At 60.2% G+C, this 11,923-nt stretch carries 11 protein-coding genes; 7 read left to right on the top strand and 4 right to left on the bottom strand.

The window, feature by feature from the left end; translation table 11 throughout:
- The first annotated feature begins 86 nt into the window (after nt 1–86).
- Nucleotides 87–722, top strand: a complete 636-nt coding sequence (locus FDM28_RS18010; RefSeq protein ID WP_138516762.1) for a choice-of-anchor C family PEP-CTERM protein — start codon at nt 87–89, stop codon at nt 720–722.
- Between the two features lie 27 nt (nt 723–749).
- The gene (locus FDM28_RS18005) at nt 750–1,376 is read left to right on the top strand and encodes a choice-of-anchor C family PEP-CTERM protein (RefSeq protein WP_138516864.1); all 627 of its coding nucleotides are present in this window, start codon (nt 750–752) and stop codon (nt 1,374–1,376) included.
- Between the two features lie 71 nt (nt 1,377–1,447).
- On the opposite strand, the gene FDM28_RS15580 is transcribed toward FDM28_RS18005, so the two are convergent.
- Together FDM28_RS15580 and FDM28_RS15575 are read right to left on the bottom strand one after the other, a co-directional pair.
- Nucleotides 1,448–1,768, bottom strand: coding sequence for an antibiotic biosynthesis monooxygenase family protein (locus FDM28_RS15580; protein WP_138516760.1), 321 nt, complete (start codon nt 1,766–1,768; stop codon nt 1,448–1,450).
- Between the two features lie 28 nt (nt 1,769–1,796).
- Entirely contained in the window at nt 1,797–4,256 is a 2,460-nt protein-coding gene (locus tag FDM28_RS15575) for a UvrD-helicase domain-containing protein (RefSeq protein WP_138516758.1), read from the bottom strand.
- A gap of 218 nt (nt 4,257–4,474) precedes the next feature.
- On the opposite strand from FDM28_RS15575, the gene FDM28_RS15570 reads away from it, so the two are divergent.
- Complete coding sequence (locus tag FDM28_RS15570; RefSeq protein WP_138516756.1) at nt 4,475–5,452, top strand: GMP reductase; 978 nt, start codon at nt 4,475–4,477, stop codon at nt 5,450–5,452.
- 116 nt (nt 5,453–5,568) lie between these two features.
- Nucleotides 5,569–6,438: an NAD(P)-dependent oxidoreductase gene (locus FDM28_RS15565; protein WP_138516754.1), complete on the top strand. Its 870-nt coding sequence runs from the start codon at nt 5,569–5,571 to the stop codon at nt 6,436–6,438.
- Nucleotides 6,439–6,526: 88 nt separating this feature from the next.
- Here FDM28_RS15565 and FDM28_RS15560 read toward each other — a convergent pair whose 3' ends face one another.
- Both FDM28_RS15560 and orn read right to left on the bottom strand, forming a co-directional pair.
- Nucleotides 6,527–8,440, bottom strand: coding sequence for a DEAD/DEAH box helicase (locus FDM28_RS15560; RefSeq protein WP_138516752.1), 1,914 nt, complete (start codon nt 8,438–8,440; stop codon nt 6,527–6,529).
- Nucleotides 8,441–8,676: 236 nt separating this feature from the next.
- Nucleotides 8,677–9,258 (bottom strand): oligoribonuclease, encoded by a 582-nt coding sequence (orn, locus tag FDM28_RS15555; RefSeq protein ID WP_138516750.1) that lies wholly within the window; start codon nt 9,256–9,258, stop codon nt 8,677–8,679.
- A 36-nt stretch (nt 9,259–9,294) separates the two neighbouring features.
- On the opposite strand from orn, the gene FDM28_RS15550 reads away from it, so the two are divergent.
- Genes FDM28_RS15550 through rsgA form a run of 3 tightly spaced genes read left to right on the top strand, consistent with a single transcriptional unit; the run spans nt 9,295 to nt 11,902 of the window.
- Complete coding sequence (locus FDM28_RS15550; RefSeq protein ID WP_206021985.1) at nt 9,295–10,608, top strand: M48 family metallopeptidase; 1,314 nt, start codon at nt 9,295–9,297, stop codon at nt 10,606–10,608.
- 12 nt (nt 10,609–10,620) lie between these two features.
- Complete coding sequence (locus FDM28_RS15545) at nt 10,621–10,962, top strand: 4a-hydroxytetrahydrobiopterin dehydratase (protein WP_138516748.1); 342 nt, start codon at nt 10,621–10,623, stop codon at nt 10,960–10,962.
- 10 nt (nt 10,963–10,972) lie between these two features.
- Nucleotides 10,973–11,902 (top strand): ribosome small subunit-dependent GTPase A, encoded by a 930-nt coding sequence (gene rsgA / locus FDM28_RS15540; RefSeq protein ID WP_240792037.1) that lies wholly within the window; start codon nt 10,973–10,975, stop codon nt 11,900–11,902.
- Nucleotides 11,903–11,923: the final 21 nt, after the last annotated feature.

The raw sequence follows: 11,923 nt of genomic DNA, 5'->3' as shown, positions 1-11,923 counted from the left end.
GGACTATCGCCAATAGAGGGTTACTGGCGAGACAATCACGGGGTAGAAAAGTGGCCGTCGGCCGCGCATCTTTTCAGGGATAAGCGATGAACAGTACTAAAAAATGGTTGGCTGGCGTGGCCTTTGTTGCTCTCGCACCTTTTGCATCTGCAGCGCCTAACCTCATTGTCAACGGCAGTTTTGAGTCGAACAGCCTCAACTTTACAGGCAGTTTCAGCACGCTGTCCGCTGGCAGCAATGCTTTGACTGGATGGACCATCGCTGCAGGTTCCGTGGACCTGATCAACAAGTACTGGACTGCCTCCCAGGGCCACTACAGCCTGGATCTCAGCGGTGCAGACGATGGCACGATCTCCCAGAGTTTTGCGACCGTGGTCGGTCAAACATACAAGGTGTCTTTCGACATGGCCGGCAACCCGGACGGCCCCGACACGACCAAATATCTGCAAGTGGGCATGAGCCAACAGCCTATCTACGAATTTGACACTACAGGGAAAAACCACGCGAACATGGGCTGGACCACCAAGTCCTTTGTCTTTCAAGCCGTGAGCGGTCAAAGCACTTTGCATTTCACTGGATTGCAAGAGTCTCCTTACGGCATGGCGCTAGACAACATCTCGGTCTCCGCAGTTCCAGAGCCAGAGTCGTTTGCCATGTTGCTCGCAGGCTTGGGCCTGGTCGGCGCCGCAGTGCGCCGCAAGCGCAATGCTGCATCGTTCTAAGCGCCTCTAAAAAACTCAGGGACCTCTATGAAAAATTTGCATTCGATCGCTCTGGCAGTTGCGCTGGTAGCCGGTTCGGCCCACGCTCAATCTACCAATTTGGTGGCGAACGGCAGCTTTGAAGCCCAATCGGTTGTCAACACTGCCAACGGTTTTGACACCTTTACATCTGCAGGACAAGGTCTTACGGGCTGGACAGTGAATCTTCGCTCGGTGGACCTGGTGAGCACTTTGTGGACCGCTTCAAATGGCCGGAACAGCCTGGATCTGAACGGCCTCGGCAAAGGCGTGATTTCGCAGGTGCTGCATACCGTGATCGGCCAAACCTACTCCCTGTCTTTTGACTTAGCTGGCAACGCTGCCGCTGGCCCAGCCATCAAAGGCCTGTCGGTCAACTTGGGACCCACGGGCACCTACACCTTTGACACCACGGGGAAGTCTTATGCCAACATGGGCTGGACCACTTACACCACCCAGTTTGCTGCGGTAAGCACCAGCACGACCCTGAGCTTTGCCAGCCTGACCAGCGGCGCGGCTGGCCCCGCACTGGATAACATTTCGGTAAGCGCTGTCCCCGAGCCAGAAACTTATGCATTGCTGCTGGCAGGCCTAGGCCTGATGGGTGCTGTAGCGCGTCGACGCAAGGCCCGCTAAGCGCTGAAGCGGCTGTTTGTTGCGAGAGGCCTGTCTTTGACAGGCCTTTTTTATTTCCAGCGCAGAGATCGCTAAAAGCTGTAATCCCGCTCGACTTTGGCAATGCGGGTCTTGAAGGCTGCGTACCACTTTTCGTGGCCCAGCTGCTGGGCGACCTGGTGCTCGGCATGGGCCTTCCAGGCGCGGATGGATTCGAGGTTTTTCCAGTACGACACGGTGATACCCAGCCCTTCGTGCGCGGACTCCACGCCCAGAAAGCCGGGCTGCTGTGCGGCGAGTGCCACCATCTTCTCGGCCATGTCGCCATAGCCCTCATCAACAGCAGTGCGCAGGCTGGTGAAGATGACAGCGTAGTACGGCGCCGGTGGGGTGCTGGCAATGTCCGGACTCATCGGGGCCTCCAGAAAGTCAAGGAAAGTGTCACGGTAGGGGCGTGAGTTTGGCCACGCTCAGGGCGAGCCACTTGGTGCCGTGGCGGGGGAAGTTGATCTGCGCGCGTGCGTCGTCGCCGGCGCCTTCCAGCGTGAGCACGGTGCCCTCGCCGAACTTGGCGTGGAACACCTTTTGCCCCTTGCGCAGGCCGGTGGGTTCTTCTTTGCGCACCACTTCCTTCTGCGGGGCAGAATAAGTGCCAAAAGTGCTTCTTGCGCCCGTGGAATATGCGCGAGCAGCTCCTGAATTTGTAGCATAGCCCCCGCCACCCCAGCTGTTGCCGGAGCCGCCATAGCCTCCACCGCCAAAACCGCCGCCCATGCCACCACCCATACCGGCACCTGAGGGCATGGCCTGCTGCTTGGGCGTGAGGTACTTGAGGCATTCCTCGGGCAGCTCGTCGAAGAAGCGGCTTTTGAGGTTGTAGCGCGTCTGCCCGTGCAGCATGCGCGTCTGCGAGTGGCTGAGGTACAGGCGCTTGCGCGCGCGGGTGATGGCCACGTAGGCCAGGCGGCGCTCTTCCTCCAGACCGTCGTGGTCGCTCATGGAGTTTTCGTGGGGGAACAGGCCCTCTTCCATGCCGGTGATGAACACGCAGTCAAATTCCAGGCCCTTGCTGGAGTGCACCGTCATGAGCTGAATGGCGTCCTGCCCGGCGGCGGCCATGTTGTCGCCCGCTTCAAGCGCGGCGTGGGTCAGGAAGGCCTGCAGGGGCGAGAGGGTTTCGCCGGTGTCGCCGAATTCATCTGGCGTAGCTGCCAGTGCATCGCCGCTCAAACCCTGGCTGGCCGGGCTCTGGCTCAACAAGGCCTCGGGACTGCTGACCAGCGGCGCCATGCCGGGGGCTTCGCGGCCGAAGCCTTCCTGCATGACAAAGCTTTCGGCAGCATTGACCAGTTCGTCCAAGTTCTCGACGCGGTCTTCGCCTTCGCGCTCGTTACGGTAGTGCTCCAGCAGGCCGCTGTGTTCCAGCATGAGCTTGATGATGTCTTTGAGATTCAGGTTGGCCGTCTGCTCGCGCATCACGTCCAGCTTGGCCACAAAGCCGGCAATCACGGCGCCGGGGCGGCCAGTGAGTGTGCTCACCGCATCGTGCAGCGAGCAGCCCGTGGCGCGGGCCAGGTCCTGCAACTGCTCGATGCTGCGCGCACCGATGCCGCGCGCCGGGAAGTTCACGACCCGCAGAAAACTGGTGTCGTCGTTGGGGTTCTCTAACAGGCGCAGGTAGGCCAGCGCGTGCTTGATTTCAGCCCGCTCGAAAAAGCGCAGTCCGCCATACACACGGTAGGGAATACCGGCATTGAACAGCCCGGTTTCAATCACCCGGCTTTGCGCGTTGCTGCGGTAGAGCACGGCAATTTCCGAGCGCGGCACATCGTCGCGGATGAGTTGCTTCATCTCGTCCACCATCCACTGCGCCTCGGCAAAGTCGCTGGGCGCCTCATACACCCGCACCGGGTCACCCGCCCCTTGGTCGGTGCGCAAGTTCTTGCCCAGGCGGCGGCTGTTATTGCTGATGAGCGCGTTGGCGCTGTCCAGAATGTTGCTGTAGCTGCGGTAGTTCTGCTCCAGCTTGATCTGCTGGCGCACCGCGAACTCGCGCACAAAGTCCGTCATATTGCCGACGCGCGCGCCGCGGAAGGCGTAAATGCTCTGGTCGTCATCGCCCACCGCCAGCACCGAACCACCGCCCTCAAAACTACCGCCCTGCCCCACGCCAGCGATCATCTTGATCCAGGCGTATTGCAGCTTGTTGGTGTCCTGGAACTCGTCGATCAAGATGTGGCGGAAGCGCCGCTGGTAGTGCTCGCGGATAGGCGCGTTGTCGCGCAGCAGCTCGTAAGAGCGCAGCATCAGCTCGCCAAAGTCCACCACGCCTTCGCGCTGGCACTGGTCTTCGTAGAGCTGGTAAATCTCGATCTTCTTGCGCGTATCCGGATCGCTGGCCACTACGTCCTTGGGGCGCAGGCCCTCTTCCTTGCAGTTGCCAATGAACCAGGCCATTTGCTTTGGGGGAAAGCGCTCGTCGTCGATCTTGTACTGCTTGCACAGCCGCTTGATGGCGGAGAGCTGATCTTGCGTATCCAGAATCTGGAAGGCCTGCGGCAGGCCGGCGTTTTTGTAATGTGCACGCAGGAAGCGGTTGCACAAGCCGTGGAAGGTACCTATCCACATGCCGCGCACATTCACCGGCAACATGGCACTGAGCCGCGTCATCATTTCCTTGGCGGCTTTGTTGGTAAACGTCACCGCCAGAATGCCACCCGGCGACACGTAGCCGTTTTGCAGCAGCCAGGCGATGCGGGTGGTGAGCACCCGCGTTTTGCCGGAACCAGCCCCCGCCAGAATGAGCGCGTGCTCAGCCGGCAGCGTCACAGCGGCCAGCTGCTCGGGGTTCAGGTTGTGTAACAGGGGGGGAGTGGTGCCAGCGGCGGCTAAAGAATGCATGCAGCGATTGTAGAAAGGCCGGCGCTGCCACCGGCCCTCCACTGGCTCTTGCGCATGGCGTTGTAGTGGCCATATGCAAATTCATATACCGCGCTGGCCGCAACCTTTCTACAATCAAGCACCGGGCCCAAGCAATTGGCACCCGGTTTTTTTATGGCCGGTGCCAGTCCAAGTGCTCAGTGTTTTGTATTGAAACTTTGGATAGGAGCTTGGGAACCATGGAAATTTTTGACTACGACAACATCCTCTTGCTGCCCCGCAAATGCCGGGTGGAGAGCCGTTCTGAATGCGATGCCGGCGTGGAGCTGGGCAGCCGCAAGTTCCGCCTGCCGGTGGTGCCTGCCAACATGAAAACCGTGGTGGACGAGTCCATCTGCGAATGGCTGGCCCAAAACGGCTACTTTTACGTGATGCACCGCTTTGACCTGGACAACGTCAAGTTTGTGCAGGACATGCACGCCAAAGACTTGTTCGCCTCCATCTCTCTGGGCGTCAAAAAACCGGACTACGCGACTGTCGACCAGCTGGTGGCCCTGGGCCTGACGCCCGAGTACATCACCATCGACATCGCCCACGGCCATGCCGACAGCGTGCGCGACATGATCATCTACCTCAAGAAACACCTGCCCGGCAGCTTTGTGATTGCCGGCAACGTGGCCACACCCGAGGCGGTGATCGACCTCGAAAACTGGGGTGCGGATGCCACCAAAGTCGGCGTGGGCCCGGGCAAGGTGTGCATCACCAAACTCAAGACTGGTTTCGGCACCGGCGGCTGGCAGCTCAGCGCGCTCAAGTGGTGTGCCCGTGTGGCCACCAAGCCCATCATTGCCGATGGCGGCATCCGCAGCCATGGTGACATTGCCAAGAGCATCCGCTTCGGCGCGAGCATGGTCATGATCGGCTCCCTGTTTGCGGGCCACGAAGAGTCCCCCGGCAAAACGGTGGAAGTGGATGGCGCCATGTTCAAGGAGTACTACGGCTCGGCCAGCGACTTCAACAAGGGCGAATACAAGCACGTCGAAGGCAAGCGCATTCTGGAACCCATCAAGGGCAAGCTGGCCGACACGCTGATTGAGATGGAGCAGGACGTGCAGAGCTCCATCAGCTACGCCGGCGGCAAGAAGCTCATGGACATCCGCAAGGTGAACTATGTCACGCTCGGTGGCGACAACGCAGGCGAGCACCTGTTGATGTAAGGCGGCTGGGCCGCCCGCCGTGAGGGCTGTCAGCGCCTCGACAGCCTTCACGGTACAAACCCTCTGCCCCTCCCACAGGGCGGCGCTATTCTCAGGTGCAGGAGCACACTGACACCATGAAAATAGCACTTCTCGGCATCGGTCTCATGGGGTTTCCCATGGGGCGCCGCCTCTGTGAAGCCGGGCACACCGTCCATGTGTGGAACCGCACCCCTGCCAAAGCCGAGCGGCTCTCTGCTTTCGGCGCTACCGTTCACACCTCCCCCATCCATGCCGTCGCCGAAGCCGATATGGTCATCACCATGCTGGACCACGGCGGTGTCGTCAGCCATGTGCTGTTTGACATGGGCGCAGCAGACGCCATCCGGCATGGCACGCTGCTGGTCGACATGTCATCCATCAAGCCTGTGGAAGCCCGCGACCATGCCGCCCGCCTGAGCGAGCGGGGCGTGGACTACCTGGACGCTCCCGTCTCCGGCGGCACGCTGGGGGCCGAGCAAGGCACGCTCGCCATCATGGCCGGCGGCAAGGCAGCCAACTTTGAGCGTGCCATGCCGGTGCTCAAAATCTTCGGCCGCCCCACCCATGTGGGCCCCATCGGCTCGGGTCAACTCACCAAACTCGCCAATCAGATGATTGTGGGGGCCACCATCGGCATCGTGGCGGAGGCCCTGCTGCTCTGTGAACGCGGCGGCGCGAATATGGGCAAGGTGAAAGAAGCCATTACCGGCGGTTTTGCAGACAGCCGCATCCTGCAAGTGCATGGCCAGCGCATGGTGGACCGCGACTTTGCCCCGCGCGCGCGCATGACGGTGCAAATCAAGGACTTGCGTAACGCCTTGGCCACTGCCGCCGAGGTGGGCTTTGACGCGCCGATTACCGCTTTGTTTGAAAAACTGTATGCCGACGGCATTGAGCACGGCCTGTCGGACCTGGACCATGCCGGCTTGTTTGTGGAGCTGGCCAGCCGCAACGGCATGGCCTGACCCTTGCGCCCGCACGAGCGGGGACTGATGTAAAAAAGCCCCGCCGGCTTGCGCCGCGGGGCTTTTTTGTTATCCGACGAATGTCAGATTAATCGAAGTTGCGTGCAGGGCGCTTTTTGGCGTCACGGGGCACAAACACCTTGCCGCCATTGCCAGGCTTGGCAAAACCGGCGGGCTTGCCGAAAGCGGGCTTGCGGGCTGCGAAATCACCACGGGGTGCACCAAAGTCACCGCGAGGAGCGCCGAAATCGCCACGGGGTTGGAAGTCACCACGGGGAGGACGTGCATCACCGCGGGGAGCGCCTTGGCCGGCAAAACGGTCGTTAAAACCACCCTTGCGTTCGTAGCTGAAGCCTTCACGGGCTGCACCACCGAAGTCGCGGGAGTTTTCGCCAAAGCCACGGTTGCCACCGCCTTCAGGGCGTCCGCCGAAACCACGCACTTGGCCATAACCGCCTTCACGGGGAGCGCCATCGCGCTGACCGCCACCGAAGCCGCCTTCACGTGGGCCGCCGAACTTGCGTTCGCGAGGCTGGAAGTCGCCGCCACGGCCACGGCCACCAAAGCTGGGGCGTGACTCAGGAGCGCGCTGCTGGGGTTCCAAGCCGGGAATAGTCTCGGGCTTGATCGGCTGGCGGCTGTAGGCTTCGATGTCGAAAATCTTGCGACGATCGCGGAACTCAGCGAATGTCACAGCCAGACCATCACGGCCCGCACGACCGGTACGGCCGATACGGTGGGTGTAGTCCTCCGCCTTCATGGGCAGACCGAAGTTGAACACGTGGGTGATGGTAGGCACGTCGATACCACGGGCAGCCACATCAGTCGCCACCAGAATCTGTACTTGGCCTTGACGCAAAGCCATCAGGCGGCGGTTGCGCAGACCCTGGCTCAGGGCGCCGTGCAGGGCCACTGCAGAGAAGCCGTCTTGCTGCAGGTCGTTGGCCAAGCCATCGCACTCGATTTGGGTGCTGGCGAACACCACGGCTTGGTTGATGGTGGTGTCACGCAACCAGTGGTCCAACAGCTTGCGCTTGTGCTGGGCGTTGTCAGCCCAGAACAGCACTTGCTTGATGTTGGCGTGCTTTTCTTGCGGGCTGTCGATAGTCACGCGCTGGGGTTCACGCATCACGCGGGCAGCCAGTTGCTGAATGCGGGGCGCGAACGTGGCGCTGAACATCATGGTCTGCTTGCGGTCGATGGTGAGCTGGTTGATTTCAGCCAGGTCATCGGAGAAGCCCAGGTCCAACATGCGGTCGGCTTCGTCCACCACCAGGAACTGGACTTGGTCCAGCTTGATTTGCATGGAGCGTTGCAGGTCCAGCAAACGGCCGGGAGTCGCCACCACCAGGTTGGCGTTTTGCAGCTTGGCAATTTGCAACTGGTAAGGCATGCCGCCCACGATGTTGGCCACGCGCAGACCACGGCAGTGCTGCACCAGGTCGATGGCGTCGTGCGCGACTTGCTGGGCCAGTTCACGGGTGGGGCAAACGATCAGGGCGCCAGGAGTAGGAGCCTTGAAGTTGCGGGGGTTGGTGGGGTCTTTGCGCTTGGCGCGCTTGGGAGCAGGCTCGCCTTTGGCGGCAGCGTCAGCGCAAGCTTGTTCGTATTCAGCGCGCTCAGCTTCTTCCGCTTCGGCTTGCTGGGTCAACAAAGTGTGCAACACGGGCAACAGGAACGCAGCGGTCTTGCCGGAACCGGTCTGGCTGGACACCATCAGGTCGACAAACTTGCCAGCTTTTTCGGAACCCACACCGGCCATGGCCAAAGGAATGGCCTTTTGTTGCACGGTGGTAGGTTGGGTGTAGCCCAGATCTTTACAAGCTTGCACCAGCGCGGGGGCCAGACCCAGCTCCACAAAACCGTTGGGAGCCTCAGGGGCAGCAGCTTCAACAGCCTCTGTTTCCACGGCGGTGGGTGCGTTGGATTCCACAGAAGTTGCGGAAACGGAAAGGTTTTCGGCAGGCGCGAATTCGCCTGTCACTTCAAAAGCGTCAGTCATATTTTTTCTCACACGAAAGCACCGCAAGTTGTGCGGCTGCTCCGTCAATGGTTAAAAAACATCAACCATCAAACGGAACCTGCTCTGACCCGCCAAGGGGTGTATTTCAGTGCTGGGGGCGTATATCGCTTTGAAAAAGCGTGCCCGGTGAATGAAGGGAGATGTACAAATCTCGCAAGCCGCTAACTAGCGTTACCTGCGAAGCCCACGATTATGGCATGGATTCGGGTTTATACCTAATTTAATTTCAAAAAGTGCTCACGGTAGTGTGCTAACTCTTCAATGGACTCGTTGACATCCGCCAATGCCGTGTGCTTCTGCTGCTTTTTGAAGGACTCGGCCACTTCGGGCTTCCAGCGCTTGGCCAGCTCCTTGAGGGTGCTGACGTCGAGGTTACGGTAGTGGAAGAAGGCTTCCAGCTTGGGCATGTACTTGACCAGGAAGCGCCGGTCCTGCCCGATGGTGTTGCCACACATGGGCGACACTCCTGCGGGCACATATTGAGCCAAAAACGCAATCAGGGCTGCCTCGGCTTCGGCTTCCGTCACGGTAGATGCCTTGACCTTGTCGATCAAGCCGCTCTTGCCATGCGTGCCTTTGTTCCAGGCGTCCATTTTGTCGAGCTGGGCGTCCGACTGGTGAATCACAAACACCGGGCCTTCGACCCGCTGGCCCAGGTGCGGGTCGGTCACGATCACTGCAATTTCTAGCAGGCGGTCGGTTTCAGGTTCCAGACCCGTCATTTCACAATCCAGCCAGACGAGGTTTTTGTCGGATTTGATGAGCACGGGCGCGATGGGGGAGTTTTGTTCAGCCATGCCGCCATTGTCGCCGATGGCCTAAACTCTGCCGCCATGCAAGACACCCCGTTTGAATTCTCGCCATCCCTGTGGATGAGCTTCTTTTTCGCTGTCACCCTGGTCGCCAGCGTCGTGCTGAAATTCTGGCTGGCCAGCCGCCAAGTGCGCCATGTGGCCCGCCACCGCAACGCCGTGCCTGCGCCCTTCGCCGACCACATTGCACTGGCAGACCACCAGAAAGCGGCGGACTACACCATCGCCCAAGCCCGCCTGGGACTCTTGGAGCTGGCGTGGGGCACAGCCGTCTTGCTGGGCTGGACCCTGATGGGCGGTTTGCACACGCTGAACCAGACGCTACTGGCGTGGTTCGATGGCCAATTCAGCAGCGCCCTGCCGCAGCAACTGGCTTTGCTGCTGGGGTTTTCCATCATCGGCTCCATCATCGACCTGCCCTTCTCCCTGTACCGCACCTTTGTGCTGGAGCAGCGCTTCGGGTTCAACCGCATGACACCCAAACTCTGGTTGATCGACGCCGCCAAAGGCTTGTTTTTCAGTGCATTGATCGGTCTGCCCCTTGCCGCTCTGGCCCTGTGGGTCATGGGTGCTACCGGCAGCCTCTGGTGGCTGTGGACCTGGAGCCTCTGGATGGGCTTTAGCGTCTTGATGATGCTGGTGTACCCCACGTGGATTGCGCCGCTATTCAACCAATTCAAACCGCTGGAAGACGCCACCTTGAAAGAGCGCGTATCCGCCTTGATGGCGCGCTGCGGATTCACTTCCAAAGGCTTTTACGTGATGGACGGCAGCAAGCGCAGCGCCCATGCCAACGCCTACTTCACCGGCTTCGGGGCTTCCAAGCGGGTGGTGTTTTACGACACCTTGCTGGCGCAGCTGAACCCTGACGAAGTGGATGCCGTGCTGGCCCACGAACTCGGCCACTTCAAATACGGCCACATTACCAAGCGCATGGTGTCCTTGTTCGGCCTGAGCCTGCTGGCGTTTGCGCTTTTGGGCTGGGTCAGTCAACAGGCATGGTTCTACACCGGGCTGGGAGTTGGCCCGAACATGACAGGGAGCAACGATGCACTGGCCCTGCTCTTGTTCATGATGGTCCTGCCGCTGGCCGGCAGCTTCACCGGTCCCTTGTTTGCCCAGCTCTCCCGCAAGCACGAATTCGAAGCCGATGCCTACGCCGTGGCCCACGCGAATGGTGCAGCGCTCTCATCCGCGCTGCTCAAGCTGTACAAGGACAATGCGTCCACCCTCACCCCCGATCCGGTGTACGTGAAGTTTTACTATTCCCACCCTCCGGCTCCCGAGCGACTGGCCCGTATGCCTGCCGCCGCCCCCGTCCTCGCCACTGCTTGAATTGATAAAAATATGCCTTCAGCCCCCGCCAGAACTGCGCTAACAGCTACACAAATCATAGCAAGCCTCGCCAAAACCGAAGGCTGGAAGCTCTATGGTGACGGCGCGGATGTCGCCATCGAAAAGACCTACCGCTTCGAGAACTTTCTCAAGACCATGGCCTTTGTGAACGCGGTCGCCTACATTGCAGAACAGCAGGATCACCATCCTGAACTCTTGCTCACCTACAGCAGCTGCAGCGTGCGCTTCAACACCCATGACGTGCAGGGTGTATCCCGCTCTGACTTTGAGTGCGCCGCGCTGGTGGATGCACTCATCGGCACGGCTACGAGCCCGGCTGGCACCACCGCATGAGTACCGCCCTTTGAATCAGCACCTGCTTGAACCCGGCTTGGTCGTGGCGGGCCATGGACGCCATGTGTGGGTAGAAACACCCGATGGCCGTCGCCTGATCTGCCACCCCCGCGGAAAGAAGAGCGTCACCGTGGTGGGCGACCAAGTGCTCTGGAAGGCGACGCAGGATGAAGGCACCATTGAAAAGGTGCTGCCCCGGCGTAACCTGTTTTACCGGCAGGACGAAATCCGCACCAAGTCATTTGCCGCGAACCTCGACCAGGTGCTGATTTTGATCGCGGCAGAGCCCGAGTTTTCGGAGAGCCAGCTGTCACGGGCCTTGATTGCCGCAGAGGCCGAGCGCATCCGCCCCATCATCGCCTTGAACAAGAGCGATTTGGCAGAGCCCTTCGGGCGGGCGTGGGACCGGCTGGGCATCTACCGCAACATGGGCTACACCCTGCTGCCCTTGGCACTCAAGCCCAAGGCGGAAGGCGCGCCCGCCACCGAACTGGCGCTGTTGCTGGAGCTGATGCAGGGCAAAACCACCCTGGTGCTCGGCCCCTCGGGCTCCGGCAAAAGCACGCTCATCAACCGGCTGCTGCCGCATGCCGACGTGTTGACCAATGAAATCTCTACCGCCCTGAATTCGGGCAAACACACCACTACCAGTACCAGCCTGTATTGGGTGGACGAGGCCAAAACCACAGCAGTGATTGATTCACCAGGCTTCCAGGAATTCGGGCTCAACCACATTGACCCCATGCACCTGGCCGGTTTGATGCCTGACATCAAGGCCCACGCGGGTGACTGCAAGTTTTACAACTGCAGCCATCTGCATGAACCCGGCTGCGGCGTATTAAATCAAATGAAAGAGGCCTCTGGCGCAGGTGGAATCAGCGCTAACCGCTACAAAATTTATAGCGATTTATTTGCCGAGCTATCCCAAACCCGGTACTAGCCACTAGCTGGGCTTGTTGGC

The organism is Rhodoferax bucti (genome assembly GCF_005876985.1).
Lineage (GTDB): Bacteria > Pseudomonadota > Gammaproteobacteria > Burkholderiales > Burkholderiaceae_C > Allorhodoferax > Allorhodoferax bucti.
The sequence above is the reverse complement of the archived record's forward strand: the minus strand, read 5'-3'. Positions and strand labels throughout refer to the sequence as shown.

Bases quoted from the DNA above. Each gene is read 5' to 3' on its own strand.
- FDM28_RS18010 (WP_138516762.1), top strand. From the start codon at position 87: ATGAACAGTACTAAAAAATGGTTGGCTGGCGTGGCCTTTGTTGCTCTC.
- FDM28_RS18005 (WP_138516864.1), top strand. From the start codon at position 750: ATGAAAAATTTGCATTCGATCGCTCTGGCAGTTGCGCTGGTAGCCGGT.
- FDM28_RS15580 (WP_138516760.1), bottom strand. From the start codon at position 1,768: ATGAGTCCGGACATTGCCAGCACCCCACCGGCGCCGTACTACGCTGTC.
- FDM28_RS15575 (WP_138516758.1), bottom strand. From the start codon at position 4,256: ATGCATTCTTTAGCCGCCGCTGGCACCACTCCCCCCCTGTTACACAAC.
- FDM28_RS15570 (WP_138516756.1), top strand. From the start codon at position 4,475: ATGGAAATTTTTGACTACGACAACATCCTCTTGCTGCCCCGCAAATGC.
- FDM28_RS15565 (WP_138516754.1), top strand. From the start codon at position 5,569: ATGAAAATAGCACTTCTCGGCATCGGTCTCATGGGGTTTCCCATGGGG.
- FDM28_RS15560 (WP_138516752.1), bottom strand. From the start codon at position 8,440: ATGACTGACGCTTTTGAAGTGACAGGCGAATTCGCGCCTGCCGAAAAC.
- orn (WP_138516750.1), bottom strand. From the start codon at position 9,258: ATGGCTGAACAAAACTCCCCCATCGCGCCCGTGCTCATCAAATCCGAC.
- FDM28_RS15550 (WP_206021985.1), top strand. From the start codon at position 9,295: ATGCAAGACACCCCGTTTGAATTCTCGCCATCCCTGTGGATGAGCTTC.
- FDM28_RS15545 (WP_138516748.1), top strand. From the start codon at position 10,621: ATGCCTTCAGCCCCCGCCAGAACTGCGCTAACAGCTACACAAATCATA.